25 protein-coding genes are annotated in these 25268 nt (G+C 39.2%); 7 read left to right on the top strand and 18 right to left on the bottom strand.

The window, feature by feature from the left end:
- Positions 1 to 31 precede the first annotated feature (31 nt).
- Entirely contained in the window at positions 32 to 235 is a 204-nt protein-coding gene (locus bsdcttw_RS09235; RefSeq protein WP_207726521.1) for a hypothetical protein, read from the top strand.
- Between the two features lie 130 nt (positions 236 to 365).
- On the opposite strand, the gene bsdcttw_RS09230 is transcribed toward bsdcttw_RS09235, so the two are convergent.
- From bsdcttw_RS09230 to bsdcttw_RS09180, 11 genes are all read right to left on the bottom strand, one after another.
- Complete coding sequence (locus tag bsdcttw_RS09230; protein WP_185259084.1) at positions 366 to 1007, bottom strand: response regulator transcription factor; 642 nt, start codon at positions 1005 to 1007, stop codon at positions 366 to 368.
- Between the two features lie 11 nt (positions 1008 to 1018).
- Positions 1019 to 2209 carry a sensor histidine kinase gene (locus tag bsdcttw_RS09225; RefSeq protein WP_207726520.1) on the bottom strand — a complete coding sequence of 397 codons (1191 nt, stop codon included), beginning with the start codon at positions 2207 to 2209 and terminating at the stop codon, positions 1019 to 1021.
- A gap of 1 nt (position 2210) precedes the next feature.
- Positions 2211 to 3464, bottom strand: coding sequence for an ABC transporter permease (locus bsdcttw_RS09220; protein WP_185259082.1), 1254 nt, complete (start codon positions 3462 to 3464; stop codon positions 2211 to 2213).
- Complete coding sequence (locus bsdcttw_RS09215; protein ID WP_185259081.1) at positions 3461 to 4558, bottom strand: ABC transporter permease; 1098 nt, start codon at positions 4556 to 4558, stop codon at positions 3461 to 3463. The genes bsdcttw_RS09220 and bsdcttw_RS09215 overlap by 4 nt, the downstream gene beginning before the upstream one ends.
- 3 nt (positions 4559 to 4561) lie before the next feature.
- Positions 4562 to 5332, bottom strand: coding sequence for an ABC transporter ATP-binding protein (locus bsdcttw_RS09210; RefSeq protein ID WP_185259080.1), 771 nt, complete (start codon positions 5330 to 5332; stop codon positions 4562 to 4564).
- A 127-nt stretch (positions 5333 to 5459) separates the two neighbouring features.
- Positions 5460 to 6311: a DUF6179 domain-containing protein gene (locus bsdcttw_RS09205; protein WP_185259079.1), complete on the bottom strand. Its 852-nt coding sequence runs from the start codon at positions 6309 to 6311 to the stop codon at positions 5460 to 5462.
- A gap of 42 nt (positions 6312 to 6353) precedes the next feature.
- Positions 6354 to 6896: a DUF6323 family protein gene (locus bsdcttw_RS09200; RefSeq protein ID WP_185259078.1), complete on the bottom strand. Its 543-nt coding sequence runs from the start codon at positions 6894 to 6896 to the stop codon at positions 6354 to 6356.
- Positions 6897 to 7161: 265 nt separating this feature from the next.
- Complete coding sequence (locus bsdcttw_RS09195) at positions 7162 to 7473, bottom strand: Dabb family protein (RefSeq protein ID WP_197979838.1); 312 nt, start codon at positions 7471 to 7473, stop codon at positions 7162 to 7164.
- Positions 7474 to 7567: 94 nt separating this feature from the next.
- Positions 7568 to 8527 carry a tRNA dihydrouridine synthase gene (locus bsdcttw_RS09190; protein WP_185259077.1) on the bottom strand — a complete coding sequence of 320 codons (960 nt, stop codon included), beginning with the start codon at positions 8525 to 8527 and terminating at the stop codon, positions 7568 to 7570.
- Between the two features lie 62 nt (positions 8528 to 8589).
- A complete protein-coding gene (locus tag bsdcttw_RS09185) occupies positions 8590 to 9096 on the bottom strand; it encodes an NUDIX hydrolase (protein ID WP_185259076.1) in 507 nt (168 codons plus the stop codon).
- A gap of 34 nt (positions 9097 to 9130) precedes the next feature.
- A complete protein-coding gene (locus tag bsdcttw_RS09180; protein ID WP_185259075.1) occupies positions 9131 to 9523 on the bottom strand; it encodes a pyridoxamine 5'-phosphate oxidase family protein in 393 nt (130 codons plus the stop codon).
- A 157-nt stretch (positions 9524 to 9680) separates the two neighbouring features.
- On the opposite strand from bsdcttw_RS09180, the gene bsdcttw_RS09175 reads away from it, so the two are divergent.
- Entirely contained in the window at positions 9681 to 10991 is a 1311-nt protein-coding gene (locus bsdcttw_RS09175) for a glycosyltransferase (RefSeq protein ID WP_185259074.1), read from the top strand.
- Between the two features lie 113 nt (positions 10992 to 11104).
- Here the strand turns inward: bsdcttw_RS09175 and yaaA are convergent, their stop codons facing one another.
- Positions 11105 to 11851, bottom strand: coding sequence for a peroxide stress protein YaaA (gene yaaA, locus bsdcttw_RS09170; protein ID WP_185259073.1), 747 nt, complete (start codon positions 11849 to 11851; stop codon positions 11105 to 11107).
- 11 nt (positions 11852 to 11862) lie between these two features.
- Positions 11863 to 12450 carry a GNAT family N-acetyltransferase gene (locus bsdcttw_RS09165; RefSeq protein WP_185259072.1) on the bottom strand — a complete coding sequence of 196 codons (588 nt, stop codon included), beginning with the start codon at positions 12448 to 12450 and terminating at the stop codon, positions 11863 to 11865.
- A 252-nt stretch (positions 12451 to 12702) separates the two neighbouring features.
- Between bsdcttw_RS09165 and bsdcttw_RS09160 the strand changes: the two genes are divergently transcribed.
- On the top strand, positions 12703 to 13161 hold the full coding sequence (locus bsdcttw_RS09160) for a MarR family winged helix-turn-helix transcriptional regulator (protein WP_185259071.1): 459 nt from the start codon (positions 12703 to 12705) through the stop codon (positions 13159 to 13161).
- A 92-nt stretch (positions 13162 to 13253) separates the two neighbouring features.
- Entirely contained in the window at positions 13254 to 14687 is a 1434-nt protein-coding gene (locus bsdcttw_RS09155) for an MFS transporter (RefSeq protein ID WP_185259070.1), read from the top strand.
- A gap of 149 nt (positions 14688 to 14836) precedes the next feature.
- Here the strand turns inward: bsdcttw_RS09155 and bsdcttw_RS09150 are convergent, their stop codons facing one another.
- Entirely contained in the window at positions 14837 to 15388 is a 552-nt protein-coding gene (locus bsdcttw_RS09150; RefSeq protein WP_185259069.1) for a Rossmann-fold NAD(P)-binding domain-containing protein, read from the bottom strand.
- A 77-nt stretch (positions 15389 to 15465) separates the two neighbouring features.
- A complete protein-coding gene (locus tag bsdcttw_RS09145) occupies positions 15466 to 16179 on the bottom strand; it encodes an SDR family NAD(P)-dependent oxidoreductase (RefSeq protein ID WP_185259068.1) in 714 nt (237 codons plus the stop codon).
- A gap of 221 nt (positions 16180 to 16400) precedes the next feature.
- Between bsdcttw_RS09145 and bsdcttw_RS09140 the strand changes: the two genes are divergently transcribed.
- Positions 16401 to 17048 carry a ThuA domain-containing protein gene (locus bsdcttw_RS09140; protein WP_185259067.1) on the top strand — a complete coding sequence of 216 codons (648 nt, stop codon included), beginning with the start codon at positions 16401 to 16403 and terminating at the stop codon, positions 17046 to 17048.
- Between the two features lie 360 nt (positions 17049 to 17408).
- Entirely contained in the window at positions 17409 to 18686 is a 1278-nt protein-coding gene (gene uraA / locus bsdcttw_RS09135; RefSeq protein ID WP_185259066.1) for a uracil permease, read from the top strand.
- Positions 18687 to 18852: 166 nt separating this feature from the next.
- Here the strand turns inward: uraA and bsdcttw_RS09130 are convergent, their stop codons facing one another.
- Positions 18853 to 21504 carry an alpha-L-rhamnosidase gene (locus bsdcttw_RS09130; RefSeq protein WP_185259065.1) on the bottom strand — a complete coding sequence of 884 codons (2652 nt, stop codon included), beginning with the start codon at positions 21502 to 21504 and terminating at the stop codon, positions 18853 to 18855.
- 118 nt (positions 21505 to 21622) lie between these two features.
- Here bsdcttw_RS09130 and bsdcttw_RS09125 point away from each other — a divergent pair, with 118 nt between their 5' ends.
- The gene (locus bsdcttw_RS09125) at positions 21623 to 22519 is read left to right on the top strand and encodes an AraC family transcriptional regulator (protein WP_185259064.1); all 897 of its coding nucleotides are present in this window, start codon (positions 21623 to 21625) and stop codon (positions 22517 to 22519) included.
- On the opposite strand, the gene bsdcttw_RS09120 is transcribed toward bsdcttw_RS09125, so the two are convergent.
- Entirely contained in the window at positions 22516 to 24054 is a 1539-nt protein-coding gene (locus bsdcttw_RS09120) for a sensor domain-containing diguanylate cyclase (protein ID WP_185259063.1), read from the bottom strand. The genes bsdcttw_RS09125 and bsdcttw_RS09120 overlap by 4 nt on opposite strands.
- 220 nt (positions 24055 to 24274) lie before the next feature.
- Positions 24275 to 25150 carry a LysR family transcriptional regulator gene (locus tag bsdcttw_RS09115; protein WP_185259062.1) on the bottom strand — a complete coding sequence of 292 codons (876 nt, stop codon included), beginning with the start codon at positions 25148 to 25150 and terminating at the stop codon, positions 24275 to 24277.
- Positions 25151 to 25268 lie beyond the last annotated feature (118 nt).

The raw sequence follows: 25268 nt of genomic DNA, 5'->3' as shown, positions 1-25268 counted from the left end.
CTTGGGTTTTACTGTAAGCGAGTTACTTTCATTGCTATGTTTGATACTTTATCAGCAATTTAATACTTTGATTTCTTTGATTGCTTTGATTGCTTTGATTGCTCTGATTGCTCTGATTGCTCTGATTGCTCTGATTGCTCTGATTGCTCTGATTGCTCTGATTGCTCTGATTGCTCTTGGTTACATCTGTCACCGTGTATTCATGTTACAACTGTCACCACCTTTTGTCAAGTAAATTTTATGACCTTTCTGCTCCCAAAAAAACCAGAACCTCATGGCCTATCGATAAAGCTGACAGTAGGCACATGGGCTCTGTTAATGTTTTAAAACTATCTACAATTTTATACCTGTTTCAGTAATGCAAATTATCGCTTACCCGTTAAGTAGTACACCGCCAATTGAGTTCGGTGTGAGATTCCCTCTTTATCCAAAATATTGCTAATATAATTCTTTACAGTACCTTCCGACAAAAAGAGTTTTTCACCGATTTCTTTATTGGATAAACCTTCGGCTACAGCCCGAATGATATCCATTTCCCGTTCTGTATATAATTCGGTTGGAAAATTTTTCGCTCCGCTTAGTATACCTGCATCATCCTCCGTCAGTTTTGCCAGTATACTTTCCTCCATGACTCCGGCACCATTATGTATAGATTTTATCATCTGCTTTAACTGGTCCGGTGTATGATTTTTAATAAGATAGCCCTTAGCACCTTTTCTAATTGCCTGTTTTACCAGATCATAGTCATCAAAGGTAGTCAGAATAAGTACTTTAGCCAGCTTCTCCTCCACTATTATCCCGGTGGCCTCAATGCCATCCATCACCGGCATTTGGATATCCATTAACACAATATCAGCGGAATTGCTCCTGGCTGCCTCCACCGCTTCTCTTCCGTTAGCCGCACAACCTGTTACTTCGAATTCTTCGTCTACGCCTAGAATAATTCTCATTCCATCCCGGACGAAGTCACTGTCATCTGCTATTATAACCCGAATTTTATCTGCCATTATACCTCCCTTTAGCTGCCTTCTAAAGGCAGAAGCATATTAATCACAAAGCCGTCTTCGCCGGAAAAGCTGATAAAGCCGTTCACTTCTCTGACACGCCTTCTCATTCCCTCCAGACCCATACCTGTTTTGACATCTAAACAGCCTTTACCATTATCTGAGATTGTACAGCGTACTATGCGGTTCATTACTAATATTTCTATATTGATTCTGGTACAGTAGGAATATTTTAAAGCATTGGAGACTGCTTCAAAACAGTTATCCAGGATAATCTCCCAGTACCTCTCTCCTATTTCTTCCCCAGCTCCGGTTAAAGAAAATTCCGCCTCTATACCATATTTTCTTTTGCAATCTTCACAAAGACTATTTAACTGAATAAAAGCAAGCTGTTTCTTATCCGGCCTCTCCTGGCGCAGCAGATATCTGATTTCTTCCATACTGGACCTCAAGTTATCAATCACTGCCTGCAGCATGACTTTACTCTCTTCACTGTTCTTCTCAAACAATACCTTAACAGCTTCCAGCTGGTAGACGGAACCATTGATACTGTGTCCCAACTTGTCATGAAGGGCCTGAGACAGTCTGGTCCTTTCCTCCAATATCTTATTGTCATAATACAGGCGATTTCTGTCAAGCTCCTTATGATACCTAATTTCACTTCTGCTCAAATTTCTTTTTAGTTCCTCTTCCTTCCCTTCACTTAATTCACTTTTTATCTGCTCCTCTTTCACTATGTTATAATGCTGATAATAAAGTATCACTGTAAAGGATGCAATCGCGAAATAAGCTACCTTCTCGTTCGTCAGAAGAAGGCCTAAGTAGACTGACATATAGGAAAATGCCTTTCTTCTGAAAATAACGAAGATATCCAGAATCACCATTGGCAATAAATAAATATAATCCCTGTCGAACCCGCCAATAAGAACAGCCGCAAAAACCAACTCCGCCGCAAGAGGAAGAACAGAATTTAATACTGCCAAAGGAGCCTTGGCATCTGAAATCTCCAAGGCTTCTCTTTCCCGTTTTTCTTCTTTTAATTCCAGCCAGACGACTGCCATAAACAACAACGCTGTCAAACATAAGGTCTGATAAGTAATTCCCGCCGCCTCATTCCTGGTATACAAAGCTGCATAAACGGTGACAGTAATAATCATACCAAGTTTAATCCATACAAAATATCGTAATTCCTTTTGTCTTTCCATTCTATTCATTCCTGCTTCGTCTTAATCCCACAGCCCCCGTACTCAATATAATCAGCAGGTATGCCATTGTGATAGATAAAATCATAATGTATACTGAAGAATTTCCTGCCATAATACCTTCTGCCGCCACAACCGTCCACTTTTGAGGCATTAGGTTGGAGATACTCTTTAGTACCTTTCCGGCATCCTCTAGAGGAAAATACAGACCTGCTAACATGGAACTTACACTCCAGACCATAAAGGCCAGATAACTGGCACTCATAACATTGTTCAAGAGTATTCCGGTCACCAGACTCAAATTACAGAATATTAATCCCAGAAGACTAATTAAGAATAAGTAATTCCAAATGCTGATTCCCAAATCTGTTTTTACAAACACTGCTATTCCTATCCCCATTATAACAGTTTGGAAAAAGCCTGTCATTAAGGTTACAATAATTTTGGCCAAAATATAAGTAAGCTCTCCGGTGCCGGTAAGTTGAAGCCTTGTATATACCAGATTATTTTTTTCCTCCACGGCAGTCTGTGCAATAAATATACCTGCATAAAGAAAAGCGATTGTCACAATAGAAATCGAAATCTTGACAGAATACAATGCTATTTCCTGATCTCTGGTGATTGCCTTGGAATTACTGGTATCAAGCAAAGTTACCTGCTTTTTTGGAAGAGACCTTTGATAAGCTTTTAATTGCTTTAATAATTCTTCCTTCCCTTTCCCTTCATTTGCCTTCAGAAAAATAACAGAAACCTGCTCTAAGGTTTTACCAAAGAGTTCTTCCCTTTTATCCAGCCCGGTTTGATAGAAGGATAAACCTTCATCTATTTTTCCGGACATAATCTTCTCCTCAAAATCCTTATCTACAGATAAAAAACATACAACTGCATCCTTATCCAGATGATATTTCATATTACTTTGCAACTCTGTATCGGACATATTAGTGGCATTCAAACGGTAAATCTGATAAAGTCCTGACTCTGTAAGCTGGTTTAAGAACAACTCCGACAATTCCGTCATGGATTTATCATAGACCAGTACCGGCATTAGGTTATAATCCCTCTCATAGGCTGCTTTTTCTTTCATACTTTTAAGTTCAATTATTTGCTGCTGCTTTTCCTTCGATGTCGCAATATTTGTCATACGGACATTTAACAGTACAACGGAGAAGATTGGAACAATAAGGAGAAAGAAAAGAAACCCTTTGTTACGAAGTAATAACTTAATATTCATTGCTAAAAGAGTATATAGTGCATTCATTGATTCTTTTTCCCCCTTCCGTCAGCTAATAACAAACCAAAGATAAATGATACAATACTAATCACTGCTAAGTATATAAGGCACCTTAACAGGTAAGCACTGCTTCCTGCCGTCGAATACTCTACTAATGTTCTGTTAATATAATAGAGCGGAGACAAGTCCTTGATGTGCCCCGGAGTTGTGGAAAACATATAGGTCTCAAAGCTTCCGCCAAGAAATCCTGCAATCCACACCAGTGTAAAAATCACTCCCACCGTTACCGCCATATTTTGAAGGAGGTTATATATAAAAATACTAAACAAGGATGAGGCTATAATACTTAAAGCCATAACCAGCAACGTAACCGGAAGACTCCCCCACTTTATGTCAAACAGTATTGTTGAAACCAGAGCACTTATAAGGGTAAGGAGCATCGTAAATACTATGCAAGGAAGCGCTTTCCCGATAAACAATGAAATATTTGATAAAGGAGAGGCTTTTAGCCTTGGTGTGATCTTGTTCTTCTTTTCACTGCTAAATACAGGAGACATAATAATTACACTGCACCAGCTAAAATACACTATTTCTATTATGCCATAATAATCTTTGGAATCCGGTCTGGGAGCTGCCGGAAAATCAAACACTCTTATCTGTACTTCCCTGGTAATTCCATTGTTATTTTCTGTCTGACCCAAGGAATGGATTGCCTGATAGAGGAAATATTCCAACACGCCCGCTTCTGTCTCCTCTCCCTTTTGTTTATAGATGTGATAGGAACCTTGTTTAAATTCTACAAATACAGCCGCATCCTTTTGTCTGAAAATCTTCTCAACCATCGTAGTAACAGATGTATCTTCAGGATTGAACTCCCTTAATTCAATCCCATTGTTCTTCGCAGCCTCTTTGATAGCCAGAACACTCTCTCCCCAATTGCTTCCAGGTTCGGTGCAGTAGCCTGCCACAAAATCTCTGACCGGAGCATACCCCTTCATCATTTCTTTAAAGGCACTGGATAAGGCCGCAATTACTACAATAGGTCCAACAATCATAAGTACAATAACCCATTTATTCCGAAGCATCAGCTTAAAATTATTTTTTATCAAAGCCCAAGGCATCTCTTATACCCCCTCTGTATAATCCCGTAATTTCTTACCGGTTAATGTCAGGAATACTTCTTCCAAAGTAAGCTCATTATTTGCATCTGCCGTCACGAGCTGCCTAAGCTCCTCTTTGGTACCTGTAGCAATGATTTTTCCACTATCCATTATAGCGATTTTTTTACATACTGCTTCCACCTCTTCCATATAGTGGCTGGTATAGATAACAGTGGTTCCGGCTCTGTTTGCCTCTTTGATTTTTTCCAGAATAAAATTTCTGGACTGGGGATCAATCCCTACCGTTGGTTCATCAAATATCAGCAATTCCGGCTTATGCCCCAAAGCACATGCAATGTTAAGTCTTCTCTTCATGCCTCCTGAAAAGTTCTTTGCAAAAACATTTCTTTTATCAGACAGACCCACAAATTCTAAAGCATCCTCTACCGCATTTTTTAGTTGTGCTCCTTTTATGCCATAAAGAGAGGTGAAGAGTTCAACATTCTCCCAAGCCTTTAGATTCTCATGAATAGCCAGTTCCTGTGGAATATAACCTATCTTCGACAGTGCTTTTTTTCCCTCTGTTTTCAGATCTCTTTCAAAAAGGTGAATACTGCCTGCATTTGGCTTCACCAGCCCGCAGATCATGTTCATAGTCGTAGACTTACCCGCTCCGTTAGGGCCAAGGAGCCCAAATATCTCCCCTCTTCGCAGTTCCAAAGTAAGATAATCTACCACTGCTCTGTTATTATATTTCTTCGTAATTCCATCAGTCCTTAAAACGATATCGCTCATTCTGCATCCTCCCGTCTTCCACTCTCTGCAGATATCTTAGCATGTAAATGATGGCTATGGTAGTGAGAAAAGAAAGAAAGGGATATGACGAAAGTCATATCCCTGAATGGTAAGCCTTAATTTTCGATTATGAAGTCACTGAAAACACTGCTGGCAAGGAGTCATTTCTGATGCCATTTACTATTCTGACTGCAAAATCCTTTCCAAGAATCTTAAAATATTCCTCCATATCGCCCTTATCACAGAATACATTCTGAAACATATCAGAGAGTAAACTATTTATCTTATTTTCAGCAGCAGTCTCATTATCCTCTATAAAATATTGCTTTATACCGGACAAATCACTCTCGGTTAGCAGAAGTCTTCCCACCGGCTTATGAACTATGATACAACCAACCACCGTTAAGAGTACCTCATAAGCTATATTTCCATAGTACAGTTTCCTGTAATCAGGTATAACCCTATCTAATAGTTCCTCTACCTGTGCCTCCTTGAAGGCTTGTAGAAAATCATTTTCGATTTTGATATGCTGAACATACCTATAGATAGCATCTATACCGCAGGAATCATACACACTCCATATCACAGGGTAATCAAGGGTCAGAATATGATCCTGAGGCTTAAATTTAGGGTCATATTGTACAAAAAAAGCCGGTATACCATCTAAAAAAGTCTCTTTTAAATTCTGGCAGCCATAATCAGAAAAATCCTCCAAAGCAGCATGATATAACTCCTTCGTCTTATGAACCTTCGCAATTACCGCTTCATAGCCCAACTGATAAGCCATAGCTGCAGTAGTTTTTTCCTTCGTCCTTAACAGAAGTTCCTCTCCTTGTTCCTCATATTCCCTGATGCAGTAAATAATGGCTTCCATCAGCATTCTGGCTGTTTCATAAGTGACCGAGCTGCTGTCCCCGGAAGTGTATTTAAAGGTGAGCCTTTCTACAAGAGGCAGCAATTCTTCCATTTCGTATTCCATCGTATCCTCTTTCTTTCATATTAAACCATTTTTAGGTGTTCTCTAATCCCAAAAGATTTCCTTTAAAACCTGCATATACAAATCCTTATCCCAGCGTGTAACATCATCAAACTGGCTGTATTCTCCATGGCCCCCAGTTTCCATATAGTCTCTGTAACCGGCTCTGATTGCTTCAGCAAATTTCTCCAAACAGGTACCTGACAGATACTCCAGATCTCCCATACAGACATCTTCAAACTGTTCTTTCATAAAGGTAATCAGTTCGTCATCTGTCAGATTATCCTCTGCTTCATTTTTAAACTGATAGAAGATTTCCTGAAGATCTGTTAATGTTTGAAGGTAATTCTCCTGATTGATATACTGTGAGTCACAAAACTGGTAAATGAGCTTATTTAAGATACCGTCTCCGAATTCAACTCTTTTCGTACTTTTGAGACTTTCATTGCGGTTAATAACCAACTCCCTTGCTTCTTCATAAGAGAGCGTGAGACCGAACTTCTCTGTCCGTGCATTCACTGCCATTAATGCATGAACTTCTTCTTCCTGTTTCTTTTGTTGCATTAATTCAAAAAGATTGTCCTCCATAATAACTATCTCCTTCAAAGTAAGTACCTCATTATAGGTCAGTTTACAATCTATTACAAGTCTTGAAAAAATCTTGATTTTATGGTATGATATAATTAGAAAGAGACAGATAAATAAACATCTGTCTCTTTTGTTTTATCCCATTATATTACAAGGATGAATATGCAATTTATCTTAAAAAGCACACCAGTCAGACACTTTACCCATAAAGCAGTCAATAAAAAAATCATTATCTGCTCTGGTATACTGCCTGGTGTGCTTTTAATTACTTCTCTGTAAAATCTTCAAAATCAATTTCTAAAAATTTTGTAACTTCCTTTTCCCATCTGCTTGCAACAAAAGCTTTATGAACCGGATGGTTATTATAGGCTGCATAATCTTCTGAAGTTTCAAAGATCATAGAAAATCCGAAATTATAATCATTCTTACTGCTAATCTGGCGTAATACCTGAAAGTCTTTTACTACCGGTATGGAGGTTAATAACTCTTGTCCGTCCTTTAGGAATTTTAACTCTTCCTGGGAATCTTTTTGATGTATTAAATTAAATATTACCATATGTCTGATTGGTTTTGCCATAAACACTAATTCCTTTCTGCTATTTGAGTCATTAACACTATTCTACTGTCTCTTCACACCAAAGCTTGTGATCAGAGTCTAAACATCAACTTATCTATGGATTTTTCTTTATAACATTCACTATAATTTCCTGTTCTGCAAACAGTCTTTCTACTGCTTCTTCATAATCCTTAAGCCGCTCAGACTTCTTTATTTTCTTTAGATATTTCTCATGTTCTGTGAATAGAGCAGCCAGATATATCCAAACTTCTTTCATCTTAAACAGAACATTTCTTTCTCCTGAAAGAAAATCTTGATAATCGTTATAAATCATATCATGAAACTTTCTTACCCTAATCTTATCAGAAGGTTTGTTCTCCGTTATCAGTTCAATCAATCCAGGATTAGATAACAATCCTCTTCCAAGCATTACCCTATCCACTTGGGGAAATTCCTGTATAAGTTCCTGATAGTCTTTCAGCGTAAAGATATCCCCATTATAGCAAAGAGGATTTTTGCTGGCTTCCAAGGCTTTCTTAAACACTTCCTTATTGGGTTTATTTTTATAGAAATCCTTCTGTACTCTGGGATGGATAATAAGTTCCTCCAGGGGATATTTATTATATATCTCTATCAGTTTATTAAATTCCTCCGGCTGGTCTTTCCCAATTCTTGTCTTAATGGATATCTTCATAACCGGATTTGCGAAGATTTCATCCAGGAACTCCTCCAGCTCTTTTGTAAGTGCCAGGAAACCGGAGCCTTTATGTTTTGCTACCACCGTACCGGAAGGACAGCCCAGATTTAAATTAATTTCTTCATACCCTAACTGTTTAATTCGCTCTGCGGCACGGTTAAAATCATTTGCGTTATTCGTAAGCAGCTGGGGAACCAATATCTGCCCTTTATTATTCTCCGGAAGAATGTCATTAATATCTCTGCTCTTAAAGGCAGCAGACTGATTTGTAGTAATAAAAGGGGAAAAGTATTTATCCACCTTACCAAAACAGGTATGATGTGCATTGCGGTAGATATACCCGGTAATCCCTTCTAAGGGGGCAAAATAAAATCTCATCGACGTTGTTTTCTCCTTTAGTATACATCTAGAAAAGAGTATAGCTTATTAAGAAGAAGGTTTCAAATATATTTTATTATTTCTTTCAAGGCAGATATCTCCCTAGGCAGAAATGATATCTTATGCTCCAAATCCTTTGATAATAACTCCTCATTGCAAAGAATGGCTTCCTCTGCCTTAATAAAAACCGGCTGAAATTCCAAATCCTTCTCATATTCATCGAGTTCCTGCTGAAAGTTATCAAGGCTTGCTTCGCAGCGATAAAAAACAGAGGTCATGGAAAATACTGCCCCTTCTTCATAGGAATCATCATAATTCTCTATAATCTCGCCAATCTTTTCTATGACCTTTGTTACCCTATAACCGGTTTCTTCTTTTACTTCCCGCAGAATAGCCTGGTAGTAAGTTTCCTCCGGTTTCATTCCCCCGCCGGGGAACTTATAATCTCCTCTTTTGGTTTGAATCATTAAGAGTTTACCCTCTATGAGAATTACCGCTCTTACTGTATTTCTTAACGTAAGCTTTCTATCTGCAATATCTTGAATTCCAAGAATATGCTTGAAATACATTCTGTCTAATCCCCCAGTCTTGTAACTCCTGTTACTAAAAGTTCTCTACAATAACTTCTCCGCCAATGGAAATAATCTTAGAGGTTGCATCCTTTAGATACCAGGTTTCTGTATTTCCGTCACCAGGTTTGTACATGTTTAAAAGAGAAGGATATTCCTCGAACATACTCTGATGTGCTTCGATTCTATCATCTACCACAGCGGTAGCTTCCAGGCGAATCCACTTTCCTTCCGTAAATGCACTGATTTCGATTTTAGGGTTGGCATGCATTTGCTTTGATACATTTTTTACCTTACCGGTCTGAATGTATAATTTCCCTTCAAATATATTCACAGTTCCAAAAGGTCTTACACGGGGCTTGTCCCCATCCATTGTTGCAATATAATAAGTTCCGCATTTTTTAAGAAATTCATAAGTTTTTTCCATTTATTTGTCTCCTATTTGTTTTATAGTGAAAGCATACCCTTTTTTTAATAACTTTACAAGTATTAGCACCTGAAAGATTATACATTCTCATACGGTTTTGGTTTCTAACAGGCTAGTCCTGGCATATCCTATAGGGAGTAAAGTAAAGGGGAATCGTATGAAAGTAGGAATATTAACCATGTTTAACAGCCTATCCGCCATATACTCTCCCGTAACCATTGCAGCAGACCATATTAGAATGCTGCTGGCAGAAGGTGTTGACGTCAGATTGTTAGTCAGTGAGGATTTAAAGGAGGAAGAACGCTGGGGTATATACTTAGACCCCAGAATTGAATGGGTGCAGGTATGCAACCATTATAAAGGGAAACAGCTGACTTGGAGAGATTATAACTCAACAAAAATACCTATCCACAGTACTTTTATGGAGGAAGCAAGGGCCGTCGGGGAAGATTTACTTCAGAATTTACAAGACCTCGATGTATGTATTCTTTATGATATCTTATTTCAGGGCTTGTATCTGCTTCATAATATAGCTGTCCGGTATGCAGCAGAGCGTTTGCCAGAGCTGCGTTTTATTGCATTCTCCAACTCAATTCCCGATGAAAGTCTAGTAGGAAAGCCTGTACCCTGGCCTCACTCAGCCAGGTACTCACCACTTCCCAATACAGATTATGTCTACCCTGCTCTTTGTGGGCTTAAGCCTCTATCCAGACAATGCCGGGTCCCACTGGAAAGATGCCATGTACTTAATAACTCATTGGATATCCTGGAGAATATATGTGACGAAGTAAAAATTCTTGCCGGTAAAACCGGACTTCTGGATGCAGATATCCTAATTGTATATCCCGGCAGACTTACAACCGGTAAAAAATTTGAAAAAGCAGTTATGCTTGCCGGAGCTTTAAAAAGTGTCAGCACTTATGAAGTTAAAATAATTTTCTGTGAGTACCCATCGGCAGATATTCAGGCTTTGAAATATAAAAGCCTGATTAAGGAGAAGGGAATTGCCGCCGGCTTACAGGAGGAAGATATTATTTTCACCAGTGATTATGGTTATCCGGATGGCTTGCCAAGGCATGCAGTTCTGGATTTATTCACTCTCTCCAATCTCTATCTCTGCCCCTCCTATTCTGAAGCATTCGGACTGACCGTGCTTGAAGCTGCCAGCAGGGGGAATTTTCTGGTATTAAATGAAGCTGTTCCCGCACTGGAGGAGCTTGGAAAAGACTTAGGTGCATATTTTTTAAGATGGGATGCCAAAAATTTTGGCTTTTCAACCAAAGAAAGTTATCACCCCAGCGAAGAAGCTTACTATGAAGTGAATAGCAAAAGAATCTTAATAGCAATGGAGCACAACAGTGTGATTTCCGCCAAAATGAAAGTACGGAAAAGATACAGCCCCAAGTGGATCTATGAAAATCAGTTAAAGGAACTTATCTTTAAAACCGATAGTACTACATCAATCTAAACTTATTTTATAAAATACAGCTGCCATAATTGGTTTTTAAGGAACCAATTATGGCAGCTGTATAAGTATCTATAGGGTTATTTATCTTACCGGATAAGAATACTGAAAGTCACTCACATCCCTTTTACGAATACATATGTATTACCATCGGATAAACTCTTCTCATACTGAAATCCAAGGCTGCGAAACTCTTTTATGTCTTTTATCTGTTCAATTTGATTTTGCGCCATAAAACGAACCATCTCGCCTCTTGCCATCTTAACGAGAGTTCCTTTTTCTACTATTTTCCCACCGATTCTTTCACCAAAAATACAGGTAATATATTTTATTTTATCCGTTAAATAGGCTGATATGCATTTACTGTATTCAACAGAAGCCAGATTAACAACACAACTGCTTTCAGAAAAAAGCTGATTACTTAGCTTACTGTTCCAGAATTCATACAATGAGTTGAAGTCTTGGCCTCTTAATCTCGCCTGCATTTCCAAACGATATGGTATTACTCCGTCAAAAGGCTTTAATAAACCATAGAATCCGGATAATATTCGAAGATGCCTTCTGATATACTCATACTCTTTTGTCTCAAAAACCCCGGGAGCCATGTATTGATACTGGATGCCTTCATAGCTTAGAATAGCCGGGGTCAGATTATGATACAAATCTGCTCTGCTTATCCTTTCATAATTACAGCCTGCTATTTTATCATTGCAGTTCCACAGAGATTTAGCTTCCTCATAACTTAGTTGTCTTAAATGTGATAAAAGAAGTGCGGCTTCCTCTAGAAATATCGGTAAACCACGATATTCAAGGGTATCTGTGTCAACCTTCATTTTCTTTGCAGGTGATATAATAATTCTCATATTTTCATTTCTTACTTTCTCTCATAATCTTCTCTTAACATACCATATATCTTGGAATCAATATATTCACCGTTATAACAGAAATCTTCACGTTTAATACCTTCTAACACAAAACCTGCTTTTTGATAAACTCTCTCAGCTCTCGGATTAAAACTAAAGACCTCCAGCCCAATCTTGTGAAATTTTAGAACTTCCATTCCGTATTTGATAAAGATTGTAATTGCTTCCGTTCCAAACCCCTTGTTACAGCCACTCTGTCTCATAAGAACCCGGAAATTAACGTTTCCGGTTGTTTCGTCGTATTCATTAAAGACTACTTCTCCGATAATTTCATCTTTTTCCTTATCAATGACTGCCAGGTCCAGACGGTCTGTTTTATCATTACGGCTTTGATACCATTCCTTGATTTTTTCTGCTTCCTCTTCGCTTGTGGCCATTGCCGCTTCCTCATCCTCTATAACAGAACCTGTCAAGCGTCTTAATTCAGGTTCCTCCAAAATCACCAGCATCTCTTTCCAGTCCTCTCCCTGAAAAGGCCTAAGAATGACCTTCTCCCCCTCGAGTATCGGTTTATTACTAAAATCAATTTTCTGATCCATAAAACATTCCTCACTGTTCTTTTCAATTAAGCCTTAGTACTATTTTAATACTCTCATCCACTACACTTATTAATCAGCAGTTTCTGTGGTGTTATCAAGCTTTATAGCTTCTAGAATATCAGCTATGGCTTTGAAAGACAAGTATTATTTAAGATTATTCGTTAGGTACCTTAAAATATCTCTTGACAATCTTATAACTTCGTGTAAAATAGTATTTCGTAAGGTGCCTTATAAAATTTAGGAGGTTATTAAATGGATTCCAATATACCAGAGAAATTATTTGAACAATTTCATAACTGCGTCAATCTCTTTGACCGGAGCCGCTCCTTGCTTATGCCAACTGCTTTAATGAAGGACATAGGCAGAGGACAGGGACATGTAATGGGGATACTCTTAGAACAAGACGGATTAACACCAAAGGAATTATCTAACACATTGAATATCCGTGCGGCTTCCCTGGGTGAATTAGTCGATAAATTAGAGAATAATGGCTATATCACACGTCAGGCTCATGAAAGTGATCGCAGAACATTTCGTGTTTTCTTAACGGATAAGGGAAGAGAGATTGCCATAGAACTGACAGATATTCGTAAAAATGCCCTTGGTTCGCTTTTTCAGGGTCTGTCAGAGGAAGAACAGCAAACTCTGGAAAAACTGTTGGATAAGTTGATTGCCTCCCTGCACCAGCCTGACAGGAAGCTGGAAGATTAGAGCTTTTCTTACGAAGTCATCTTGTACAGGATAACACTGGTAAGGATTTAGGCTCTTGAACTACACGTTACACATAGAGATAGGAGAATACTATGTCACATACAAAAAATCATAACTCCAACACAGCAGACCCGTCACGTCTTACCCCCAGGCTCCGTGCGATTCTGGCTGTTGTATTAATTGCAGATATGCTCGATTTGATGGATTCTACCATCACCAATATTGCTGCTCCTTCCATCGTTACCAGTATCGGCGGCGGAGAGTCCCTCATCAAGTGGCTTGGTGCCGCTTATGCCCTTGCTATCGGTGTTTTACTGGTTGTTGGCGGACGCCTCGGTGACAGATATGGAAAGCGCAAATTGTTTTTAATAGGTATTGCCGGCTTTACAGCAGCATCTGCCTTCTGCGGATTGTCCGTAAGCCCTGCCATGATAATTATAGGCCGTTTGGTACAGGGAAGCTTCGGAGCTTTATTGATTCCTCAGGGTATCAGTATCCTGATGGCCACCTTTTCACCTGCACAGTTTCCCAGTGCAGTCAGTGCTTTTGGTCCGGTAATGAGTATTTCCTCCGTACTAGGCCCCATACTGGCTGGTCTAATTATCCAAGCCAACATAGCTGGTCTTGGCTGGCGTCCCATGTTCCTAATGAATATTTTACTGGGTCTCATTGGATTTATAACCGGTATATGGCTTCTGCCAAAAGATAAGGGGAATCCCAATGAAAAGCTTGATATGATTGGCTCCCTGCTACTAGGTATCGCTATGTTTGGTATGATATACGGACTTATAGAAGGCTCCGCAGAGGGCTGGCAATCCATACAGATTATAATCCTGATAGCCGGTGTTATATTTTTGGCCCTTTTTGCACTTCATCTTCGACATGCAGAAAATCCGCTTATCAAGCCTTCTCTCTTTGGTAACAAAGGTTTTACATCGGGGTTACTTTTAGGGCTTGCCTTTTTTGCCGCGGTTAATGGTTTATCCTACCTTATCTCCTTATTCTTTCAGCTTGGGTTAAAATTATCCCCCTATCAGACAGCACTTTATATGACACCAATGGCCGTGGGCATTGTTATTTCTTCTCTTATTTGCCGCCCCTTGTTAAATAAACTGGGTCGCAAGCTGGTTGTAATCGGACTTATGCTGACACTTGCAGGAGCTGTAGGATTGGCTTTTAGCATCTTATATCTGATAGATGGAAATAGCGCATTGATAACCATACCATTCATTCTAATTGTCGGTGCCGGTATGGGTGCCTGCTTTAGCAGTATCTATGAAGTTGCTCTTGGAGATATTTCTCACGAAGAAGCCGGAAGCGCCAGCGGTTCCCTAAGTGCCGTACAGCAGCTTGCCGCCGCTATCGGTTCTGCACTGGTTACAACCCTCTTCTTCCGACTACAGTTAAAGGCAGGCGATACCAAAGCTATGGTAATCAGTGTTTTCGTTGTCGCTTCTATTGTGTGCCTATGCCTCCTGCTGGTATGGCTTCTGCCAAAGAATGCTCCGGCAGAGGAATTTCAGTAAAAGAAAAGTTGAAAAATAAAAGGCTATTTCATAAAACAGCTCTCCGAATTCAGAATAACAATGAATTAGAGAAATGCTTGTGAAATAGCCTTTTTAAACTATTATTTCCTTCTAAAATCTTTATCAGGGATATTCTCTTTCCTGAATCATTACCAAGAGTATTCTCTTTCCTCCTTATCCCTGATAACAATCCTTTTCTCATCGGAATGCTGCCAGGATTCCTCTTCCAGGCTTCTGTCCTGTAGTATATAACTTACAGCATAAGATGCTTCTGTCAAATCTTTAAAGTCCATCACTCCATATACCCGAAAGGTATAACCTGAGGGGCTCAGCCTGTTAAACAGAGTTTTAACTGCCATATTACAGGCAGCGGAAATAATTCTCTCCCAGTGGTCACTGGTTCTTGTATTATTAATACTGGACTCTATGGAGGTAATAAAACAAAGCCTCTTTTTCCTTCCCCTGTCTAAACGTGGCAGGTATTTCGAAGTCTTTCTTAATAGCTCCAGCGCTGTATTTTCATATGCCTTTAAAAGAGCATCATAATCAAACTCATCACAGGAAGGCGGATTGATACAATACACCAGAATATCCACATCCTCATCTTTTTCTGCCTCATTCACATCGGCTTTCAAAAACTCTTTTACAAGTACTTCCCTGAAAGAATCTGCTTCTCCTTCTATTGCTACCTTGTATCCCATAACAGCCTCTTTTCTCTTATTCCTTATTTTTTATAAAGCCCATCCTAAACCTTTTATACCAAGTGTGACTTTGAAAGTTAGAATGGCCAAACGGTGAATTCATTATCATACATCCGAAGCACATCTTCCTGCATTAAGTTTTCTGTAAAGAACTTACTGGCAGAAGCAGCAGATTCCTCCGGTTCGAATTTCCCTTCCGTGCTTTTAGTCCCGGTCATATAGGATTTTACCCAACCGGGATGGAATAAGCGGAAGGAATAACCCTTTGGATATAACTCTTCAAACAATAAGCGTACTGCCATATTTAAGGCTGTCTTTGACATTGGGTATACAAAACCATCTGTACGGTGGCACACGCTGATGCTTCCGGCTTCTGAAGAAACAAAACACAATCTCTTTCCTTCTCCCCTCTCCAATAAGGGTAAAAAGGCATGAACCATACGTAAAGGACCAAGAGAATTGGTATTGAACATAGCCAAACCCTTGTTTAAATCTCCCAGTTCATAAATATCCCCGGCGCCGCCGGCAATTCCAGCATTATTTATAAGCATATCCAGCGAATCCGCCTTTTCTTTTACCATACAAACAGCAGCTTGTACGGAGGAATCTTTGGAAACATCCAGAGGCAATAGACAAAGACTTTCTTCATATTCCTTCTTTAGCTCTCCAAGCTCTCCCCATTCACTCATATACTGACCTGCAAAAACAAGATAATCTTTTATTAAAAATTCTCTAACCAGTGCCAGTCCCAATCCTCTATCAGCGCCAGTAATTACTACAGTTTTTTTCATAACAGCTCCCATCTGTGTGCCGGAACACACCTACAAATCAACTTCCGCCACTATTCTATCACCACTTTATTGTGAAATCAATAAAGGATACGCGATAAAACCCAATAGTACACACATGGGAATCCAAGTATAATTTCGCGCATCGACAATACCTCCAACTTCGGATATACTGTAAGAATAATTCTTCCAAAACATGAAATTTGCTTTAAAGGAGTAACCATATGATTGATGTATTATTGTTGTGTGATGACCTTTGGCATCCTGCCGAAGTTGTGGAACTGGGTATCGAACCACTTAAGAAGCATTATAACATTACCTTAGTGAAGTCTGCCAAGGATATCCTTACCCCGGAAATGATTTCAAAATACCCTGTAATTATCTGTTGTAAAGGTAATGTCGTGAACTCCGCCAACACAGCTCCCTGGTTTGAAGAAGGTGTTACCGAGGTCTGCCCGAAGGAATTGAAAGAATATGTTGCTAATGGAGGCGGTTTTCTTTCCCTTCATTCCGGTAATACCTCCAGGCAAGGAGATGCCTATACAGAGTTTGTAGGCAATTATTTTGTAGGACATCCTCCCCGCTGCAGTGTGGAAGTAAAACCTGTTAAGGAACACCCTATCAATGAAAATGTCAAGGATTTTACAATAAGAGACGAGCATTATAATATTGCTGTAACCGCTCCTGATGCAGAGGTCTTTTTAAAGACTTATTCTGAGACCGGCGGGGAACAGATTGGCGGTTATAGCCGCACCATTGGGGAAGGCCGTTTATGTGTGCTTACTCCCGGACATACCTTAAGTGCCTGGCAGCAGGAAGACTTTTTACAACTGCTGTGTAATAGTATTAATTGGTGTGCCGGAATAATCTAGATATCTTTATTTAATATAGGCAATAGAGACAAAAGCAGTTTGAATTCCCTTCATACAATACAGTATGCTAAGGAGACTCAACTGCTTTTTCTTTTCCGATATTTCTTTTCAGATATTCATTTTACAAATATTTCTTTTCAAATATTCCTTTTACAGATATAGAGGAAAACTTCGATCTATTGCTTCTTTCTATGAAGATGTTTACAGGATGATTTTAACTTATTAGTAATAATATGTTTATATTTTATAATTTTTAGAAGTAAACTTCAAAAAAAATATCAAAAAAATAAAATTTGTTGTAGAAATCTTCATTAGTCCGTGTTATACTACTCAAGAAAATTATGAAGGAGGTTTTTTTTTGTGGAAAAACGAAGAATTATTCAAGTTGAAGAAAAGGTAGAGCCGAAGCTACTGATACCTCTATCACTGCAGCACATGTTTGCAATGTTCGGTGCATCTGTTTTAGTTCCTATTATTTTCAATATCAATCCCGCAGTCGTACTGTTGATGAATGGTATTGGTACTCTACTATTTATTCTTATTACAAAAGGCAAAGCTCCCGCGTATCTCGGTTCTAGCTTTGCTTTTCTTGGGCCCGCTGGTATTGTTATTTCTCAATGGGGTTATCCATTTGCACTGGGAGGTTTTATTGTAGTTGGTTTTGCACTATGTGTCTTATCTCTCATTATTTACAAGTTCGGTGTCAAATGGATTGATGTAGTTCTTCCCGCCGCTGCCATGGGACCTGTCGTTGCTCTCATTGGTCTCGAATTAGCAAAAACAGCCGCAGAAACAGGCGGTGTTGTCTCCACTTCTCCTGATGTTCCGATTGAACCTAAGAATGTTCTTGTATTTCTTGTAACTCTTGCTGTTGCCGTGTTAGGTAATGTACTCTTCCGTAAATTCTTTGCTGTAATCCCCATATTAATTGCAATTGTTGCCGGATACATTACAGCACTTTTTGCAAAAGTAATAACCATCTCCGATCTTAGCAAGGCAGTTCATGTTCCTTTCTTTCATATGCCCAACTTCCAATTACCCCAATTTAAAATTGAAGCTATCATTATGATCCTGCCTGTAATTTTAGTACTTGCATCTGAACATATTGGACATCAGATTGTTACCAGTAAGATTGTTGATAGGGACTTGTTAAAGAATCCCGGTTTGCACCGTTCTCTTTTAGCTGATGGTATTTCAACAATGCTCTCCGGTTTTGTTGGCTCCGTTCCTACTACTACATATGGTGAGAATATCGGAGTTATGGCTATGACAAAGGTTTATTCCGTACAGGTTATTGCAGGAGCTGCTATAATTTCCATCCTTTCCGCATTTATCGGTCCCGTAGCAGAATTGATTCGTACAATTCCCGGCCCTGTAATCGGTGGAATCTCCTTCCTATTATATGGTACAATCGGAGCTTCCGGTATCCGTGTAATGGTAGACGGACAGGTGGATTACAGCCGCAGCCGCAACCTGGTTCTGACCTCTGTTATTTTTATAACCGGTCTGTCAGGTGTTACATTACAGTTTGGTAAAGTTACCTTAACCGGTATGGTTCTTTCCAGTATTGTTGGTATGGGATTATCTCTTCTCTTCTATGCATTTGAGAAGTTACACATGATGAACGACCAGCAGTAAGTATATGCTCCCTTTTTATAAGACTAAAAGGATAGCAGGAATATAGAAAAAGTGTTATAGAAAACAATTACGAAATGATATAAGCATACAGAATGAAAAGGACATAACCCACAGAATATATTTTCTGAGGGTTATGTCCTTTTTTTATCTGCTGCCTGCTTTCTCTTTACTTCGCATCCAAACGTATTATCTGATATCTGCCGGCAGCCAGGAGAATGTTTAGTCCTGACTCTTTCTTATCATAAGATAAGTCTGAATCCTTTAGAGCTATACCATTCACGATAATTTTATCTTCCTCCGTCTCATCTACCAGAAACTCAGCTTGTGCATTAAAAGGAATCAATATATTGTAATGAAGACCATCTTCTTCATAACTCCAACCGCTCTCATAACTTCCGGCTGCCGTCTTAAGGGATGCCTTTACCTGACTGATTCGTTTATCCGGATAGGGTTTCAGCTTGATTTTTTGAAAGCCCGGATACTCTTCTGTGGGATTTATCCCGCACATATTGCGGTACATCCACTCTACGATAGAACCGTAAGCATAGTGATTCAGGGAATTCATCCCCAGCTCACCGAATTTTCCGTCAGGAAGCAAGGAGTTCCACCTCTCCCAGATAGTGGTTGCACCAAGCTTTATTTCATATATCCAGCTTGGATATTCTTCATTGAGTAACAGCTTATACGCAATATCATTATGCCCATTCTCCGATAAAACTCTGCATAAATAAGGAGTTCCAACAAAACCTGTCTTTAGAAAATAATTATTTTCTTTCAGATTCCTGCAAAGATCTTCCAGCACCCTGCCTCTAAGCTCATTCGGTATCAGGTTCATAAACAGCGGCAGAATATAAGATGTCTGAGTATCTGCCACCAGCCTTCCTCTTGGTGATACGAATTCTTCTGTAAATGCTGCCTTTATTTCCTTTGATAGCTGCAAATACTCCTCTTCCATCGCTTTCATTCCTAGTACTCCTGCAGCTTTTCCAACCAGCTCAGAGGAATAGGCATAATATGCGGTAGCTATGATATCTCTTGGTGTTCCGCCAAAGGTGTCATACTCGCTTTTGCCATCCAAAGCTACCCAGTCTCCAAAGTGAAATCCGCTGTTCCAGAGCCTGCTGCCGTCATCCTTTCTTCGGATGCTGTCAACATAGGCTTTCATGCTGTCAAATTGTTTTCTTAAAGCACTCTTATCTCCGTAATACAAGTATAGGTTCCAGGGAATAATCGTTGCCACATCAGCCCAAGCACTGGAATTTCCTGCTGCAAAATCCTCTCCATCCTGCGTATTTATAAAACCGAAGCTTGGTACTGTATGAGGAACGACTCCATTATAATTGGCCTGTTCCTTTGCCAGATCATATAAGAACTTTCGAAAGAAAGCATCACAATCCATATTAAAACATGCAGTCCCGGAGAACATCTGGGCATCTCCTGTCCAGCCCATTCTCTCGTCACGCTGAGGACAATCTGTGGGAACATCCAGAAAGTTTCCTTTCTGCCCCCATAAGGCATTTAAGAAAAGACGGTTAATCATTGGATTGGAAGTCTCGATATTTCCTGTTCTTTCAAGATCGGAATAGATAACACATCCGGTAAAATCCTCGGGATTTATTTCTTCTCCCAATCCTTCAACCTTTACATAACGAAATCCATAGAAGGTAAAATAAGGCCTGACTTCTGAGGCTTCTCCATCGGATACATATTCAAACTCTGCTTTGGCAGTACGCAGATTCTCCCTGTAGAAGCACCCTTCCTGCATCTCTTCTCCGTATTGAAGCCAGATACGTGTACCCTTAGGTGCCTGTACTTTAAATTGAATAAAGCCTACCATGTTCTGACCCATATCAAGAACAGTTTCCCCTTTTGGAGTATGAATAACTTTAACCGGCTTACGTTTTTCTTTTATGATAACAGGAAGACTTCTTCTAGCTTCTAAAAGCCCGGTGTCCTTATCCCATACTCTGACCTTCTGCCAGTCTGCTATTGAAAGGGAAGTCTCTGACCAGCCTTTTATGTACTTGTTGGCATCCTGTGCTTCTCCATCATAGATATTGCTCTTTGTGATATGGGAGGAAGTAGAAAGAAAACTTTCATCGGAACAGATTTTTTCCATGGTACCATCGGTATATTGAATTACAAGTTCACTTATTAATAAGAAGCGATCCCCGTAATATCCCTCTTGTCTGCCGCTAAACCCAAAACGTCCCTTATACCAGCCATTTCCAAGAAGGGCAGCCAGACAGTTCTCCCCCTGGGTTAATAGCTTCGTTACATCAAAGGTCTGATACTGAATCCAGTCATTATAATCATTACAATAAGGTGCAAAATATTCATCACTGACCCTGCTGCCATTCACCTCTGCCTCATATAAACCTAAGCCGCTAATATAGAGTCTGGCAGACGCTACTTCTTTTGATATATTGAAATTCTTTCTGATAATAGGGTGCACGGATGTATCCTCGGTATCCGGAGTAATCCATTTGGCCTCCCAGGCTTCGTCAAGTTTAGCAGTTTCAAACCAGGCAATATCACTCTTAGCCTCTCCGGCATCCGTCCAAACGTGAACCTTCCAGAAATATCTGGTCCGGGGCTTTAACTCTATTGGCAAAGGAACCCCAATACCGCTTAACTCCTCCCTTTCATTGCTGTCAAAAACGATTGAGGAAAATCCTTCGTCTTCTGCCACTACAATACGGCAGGCTTTCTGCAATTTAGCTTCTTCTGTCTCAACAATCCAGCTAAGTACAGGTTCGTCTAATTCAAACCCCAGCGGGTTGATTATGCGATTGCATTTCATATCTGTTATTCTCATAAGATTGATACCCCTTTCACAACATATCAGATGCTTGTCATTTAATTCTATGAGTTAATTATACATTTTCTGTTTTCAATTTCATGGGGGTATATTATAATGAAATGGGGTGAATTTTATGAACATAATTCCAGTCTACCGGGATACCGGGGAGAAACTATTTGAGAATGGTAATTCTATCTATATAAATAATATTATTGAAGGTTCTGAACCGCACTTACATGCCCATGAGTTCATAGAGATATCCTATGTTGCCTCCGGATCAGGTGTCCACATTCTGGGTGATAAAGAATATCGAGTTAATAAAGGTGACCTATTTCTTATTAATTATCATATTCCCCATGAGTTTCGTTCTTTTCAGCCTTCTGATGCAGAACCTATCAACGTGTATAATTGTGTATTTAAGCCGGAGTTTATTGATATTAACCTTCTAGACTACAAAGATTTTAAGGATGTAATACAATATCTCTCCTTTCGCTCCATTTTCTCACTAAATCCAGACAATGTAGATGATCTGAAGTTATCAGAAGGAGAGAATCCTGCTTTAGAAAACATATACAAAAAGATGTTAAAAGAATTCACAGCAAAGGAAGACGGGTATATTGAGCTTTTACGGGTTTACCTGATAGAGCTCCTGATTCAGATATTCCGGTCCATGAAAGCTTCGATCCACAAAAAAACTGACATGATGTCTCATCATGCCAGCCTTATGGAACAGTCCATACAGTACTTAAAATCCAATTATAAAGTCAATGTTAAGTTATCTGAGCTTGCTTCCCTATCCTTTTTAAGCCCAACTTACTATTGTAAACTGTTTAAAGATTATACCGGTGTAACCATTTCCGAATATATTCAAAAACTTCGAATTGAAGAAGCCTGTAATTTATTAATGACTACTGATTTAAAAGTGATAGCTGTTGCTCAGAAAATAGGCTACAGTGATATCAAGCATTTTAACGAAGTTTTTAAAAAGCTGACTGGAACAACACCAAGTGCTTATAAGAAATCCCATTAATCTATCAGGCTTGCCTTGTTCTTTCCAGCTTTTTTGGACATATACATTGCGGCATCGGCTCGTTTTAGAACTTCTTCAAAACTGTTGTCCTTCTTATTAAAATAAGCGATTCCAAGAGATATGGTAGGGTTGATATAATCTTCACCTTGCTGTATCTTTAGGCCTGCTACTGCACTAACCACCTTCTCGCAGATATAAACCGCATTCTCTTCCGTAAGCCCTCTAAAGATACCAACGAATTCATCACCACCCCAGCGTATCAGACTATCGGAACTTCGTATTACCTGGTAGACCTTATTTACAATCTCCGTAAGCACCTTATCTCCCACATCATGTCCATAAGTATCATTAATTCCTTTAAAATTATCCACATCAAATAAAACGATTGCTGTATCTCTTCTTCTGTTTTTCTTAAATGCTTTAAATGCTCTTGTCAGTTCTATGGTACCATATCTTCTGCTGTTGGCTTTTGACAGGATATCCTTCTTCATCTCCAGTTCCATCTGTTTTCTGATACGTTTTGTATAAAGCCTCTCTAAAATTAAGAAAAGAATAAGACTGCACCCAACAACAATAACCATTAAGGATATTAAGGATATCATCTGGCTTCTGACGGTTTCCATACTTTTTTTGTTGGTGCGGTCAATATACTTCCTGATATCATCCAAGGGAATGCCCATATCAATTACCCAGTTATAATCCTTGTACAGCTTGGCATAGGTCAGTTTTTCTGAGACTTCACTGCTGTGTAATTCTTTAAAATAATAAGTAAAAAACAGCTCTCCGTATAGTTTAACCCCCTGGAGTTCTTCGGAATAGGGGTGATTTCCTTTGATATCTGTCATACTTGTTGAGAGATGCATGCCTTCTGTGCCTGGGAGATTGGGATGCACCAGCCGGATGGCATAGTTATCGCCTCCATGGTAATTAATTATTTCATTTACCCATACATAAGAGCCGTTCTCAAACCGCAGCTTTCTGATTTTATCAGCCATTTCTTCTTTCACTTTATTATCAATGTAATTCCTGCTGACTCCGATTAACCCAAACACTTCACCATGTACAATGACACGGTAATAGGATAGTAATGGTTTTACCCGTTTTAATGTCTCACTGATATCCCCGTTATGAAGACGTGCGGGATCATAGAGAACTTCTTCCGTATTATTATTCCATAAAAGCACCGTCCACTCATTTTGGCTGATGTCCTTTGAATAATCCGCACTGAACCAATGGATAAAATAATCCTTATATTCCTTATCAGACAAACTGGGCTCGTAAGAAAGGGTCTGATATCTTAGCTCAATACTCCTTTTATAATCTTCTCTTTTGTTCTCCCTGTCTGCGGCTATCTCCCGAATGATATTATTTACGGTGTCCTTCAGAAACAGCTTGCGCATATTTGTAATAGAAAGCTTGGTTTCTTCCTGATACACATCATTAATATGCTGGTACGATACCCAGAAGAAAATGCTGATTACTATACATATGGTAATTATCATTACGGTACTGGCAATCGTATGCCTTTTAATCATTTGGACATCACCCCATATTATTGAAAGACAGTCTGAGTGCCTGTTAAATCGTTAACATTTTACAGGACATCTCGTTTACAGGTTATATACACGATGAAATGCAGCGTATGTAGGAAGAATACTGCCATTATAGTATAAAACAAGCATACAAGATATTAATATACATGTCAATGGAATAACGTCCAAATCATTTATTTTTCGACTTTTTTTGACCATTTCGCTACTGCTCTATATCACAAAAATCAATAAAGTTTTTTATCGCTTCTGTCAGATATTTATTTTTATGGTACACCAGTTTAAATTGACGCTTAAAGGCTAGACCATTCATATTCACAATCTGAAAGAGACCTTCCCTGGCCTCTTTTTCAACAGCCCTTTTTGAGATTACAGAGATTCCCAGACCTTCTGCCACTGCCATTTTGATTGTATCTGCATTGCTGCAGGTCCAGCTTGCTGTCCAATTCAACCCATTTCCAGCCATAACATCTTCAAAGGTCTTTCTGGTTCCGCTTCCTACTTCCCTTAGAATGAAGTTCTCTCCTTCAAGTTCCTTAGGTTCGATAACCCCGCGCTGTGAAAAAGGATGCTGGTTGGAACATATCAGAACCAAAAGATCCTCAGCCATAGGTTTACTGATAATATCCTGTGATACAATCTCACCTTCTACAAGACCTATATCAAGCCTGTCTGTTATTATCATCTGCTCAATTTTTGTAGTATTATCCTCTGTAACTTCTATTTTTAATCCTGGTGCTTTCCGCTTAAAGTCAGCCACCAGTTTCGGCAGAACACAGGACCCGATAGTCACACTGGCACCAATCCTCACCCTCTCATGTTCGCTTAAGGTGCGTAGTTCCTTCTCTGCTGCAATGTTAAGTCCAATAATATGCCTGGCATATCCTAGCAGTTTTTCACCAGCTTGAGTAAGGTGCAATCTTTTTGACAGTCTTTCAAAAAGTCGTACATTATAGTATTCTTCCATTTCTGCTACCGCCTGACTTACGGCTGATTGCGACATAAACATACCGGAGGCTGCCGCTGTCATATTCATAGTATCACAAACAGCTACAAATATCTGAAAATGTCTTAATGTCATATGATTTCCTCCTATCACTTAAGTTATTCATTCGAATATTTATATCAATAAGTAATTACTTATTATATATATCAGATAATAATATTTTACTTATGTCATGTCAAGAGATATACTAAAT

The sequence above is a fragment of the Anaerocolumna chitinilytica genome, from assembly GCF_014218355.1.
In the GTDB taxonomy this organism is placed as follows: Bacteria; Bacillota; Clostridia; order Lachnospirales; family Lachnospiraceae; genus Anaerocolumna; species Anaerocolumna chitinilytica.
The sequence above is the reverse complement of the archived record's forward strand: the minus strand, read 5'-3'. Positions and strand labels throughout refer to the sequence as shown.

Excerpts from the sequence above, each read along its gene's own strand:
- bsdcttw_RS09130 (WP_185259065.1), bottom strand. The coding sequence starts at position 21,504 with ATGAGAATAACAGATATGAAATGCAATCGCATAATCAACCCGCTGGGG.
- bsdcttw_RS09180 (WP_185259075.1), bottom strand. The coding sequence starts at position 9,523 with ATGGAAAAAACTTATGAATTTCTTAAAAAATGCGGAACTTATTATATT.
- bsdcttw_RS09210 (WP_185259080.1), bottom strand. The coding sequence starts at position 5,332 with ATGAGCGATATCGTTTTAAGGACTGATGGAATTACGAAGAAATATAAT.
- bsdcttw_RS09185 (WP_185259076.1), bottom strand. The coding sequence starts at position 9,096 with ATGTATTTCAAGCATATTCTTGGAATTCAAGATATTGCAGATAGAAAG.
- bsdcttw_RS09225 (WP_207726520.1), bottom strand. The coding sequence starts at position 2,209 with ATGGAAAGACAAAAGGAATTACGATATTTTGTATGGATTAAACTTGGT.
- bsdcttw_RS09150 (WP_185259069.1), bottom strand. The coding sequence starts at position 15,388 with ATGGGATACAAGGTAGCAATAGAAGGAGAAGCAGATTCTTTCAGGGAA.
- bsdcttw_RS09175 (WP_185259074.1), top strand. The coding sequence starts at position 9,681 with ATGAAAGTAGGAATATTAACCATGTTTAACAGCCTATCCGCCATATAC.
- bsdcttw_RS09230 (WP_185259084.1), bottom strand. The coding sequence starts at position 1,007 with ATGGCAGATAAAATTCGGGTTATAATAGCAGATGACAGTGACTTCGTC.
- yaaA (WP_185259073.1), bottom strand. The coding sequence starts at position 11,851 with ATGAGAATTATTATATCACCTGCAAAGAAAATGAAGGTTGACACAGAT.
- bsdcttw_RS09145 (WP_185259068.1), bottom strand. The coding sequence starts at position 16,179 with ATGAAAAAAACTGTAGTAATTACTGGCGCTGATAGAGGATTGGGACTG.
- bsdcttw_RS09140 (WP_185259067.1), top strand. The coding sequence starts at position 16,401 with ATGATTGATGTATTATTGTTGTGTGATGACCTTTGGCATCCTGCCGAA.
- bsdcttw_RS09115 (WP_185259062.1), bottom strand. The coding sequence starts at position 25,150 with ATGACATTAAGACATTTTCAGATATTTGTAGCTGTTTGTGATACTATG.
- bsdcttw_RS09220 (WP_185259082.1), bottom strand. The coding sequence starts at position 3,464 with ATGAATGCACTATATACTCTTTTAGCAATGAATATTAAGTTATTACTT.
- bsdcttw_RS09160 (WP_185259071.1), top strand. The coding sequence starts at position 12,703 with ATGGATTCCAATATACCAGAGAAATTATTTGAACAATTTCATAACTGC.
- bsdcttw_RS09190 (WP_185259077.1), bottom strand. The coding sequence starts at position 8,527 with ATGAGATTTTATTTTGCCCCCTTAGAAGGGATTACCGGGTATATCTAC.
- bsdcttw_RS09125 (WP_185259064.1), top strand. The coding sequence starts at position 21,623 with ATGAACATAATTCCAGTCTACCGGGATACCGGGGAGAAACTATTTGAG.
- bsdcttw_RS09165 (WP_185259072.1), bottom strand. The coding sequence starts at position 12,450 with ATGGATCAGAAAATTGATTTTAGTAATAAACCGATACTCGAGGGGGAG.
- bsdcttw_RS09155 (WP_185259070.1), top strand. The coding sequence starts at position 13,254 with ATGTCACATACAAAAAATCATAACTCCAACACAGCAGACCCGTCACGT.
- bsdcttw_RS09195 (WP_197979838.1), bottom strand. The coding sequence starts at position 7,473 with ATGGCAAAACCAATCAGACATATGGTAATATTTAATTTAATACATCAA.
- bsdcttw_RS09215 (WP_185259081.1), bottom strand. The coding sequence starts at position 4,558 with ATGCCTTGGGCTTTGATAAAAAATAATTTTAAGCTGATGCTTCGGAAT.
- bsdcttw_RS09205 (WP_185259079.1), bottom strand. The coding sequence starts at position 6,311 with ATGGAATACGAAATGGAAGAATTGCTGCCTCTTGTAGAAAGGCTCACC.
- bsdcttw_RS09120 (WP_185259063.1), bottom strand. The coding sequence starts at position 24,054 with ATGATTAAAAGGCATACGATTGCCAGTACCGTAATGATAATTACCATA.
- bsdcttw_RS09200 (WP_185259078.1), bottom strand. The coding sequence starts at position 6,896 with ATGGAGGACAATCTTTTTGAATTAATGCAACAAAAGAAACAGGAAGAA.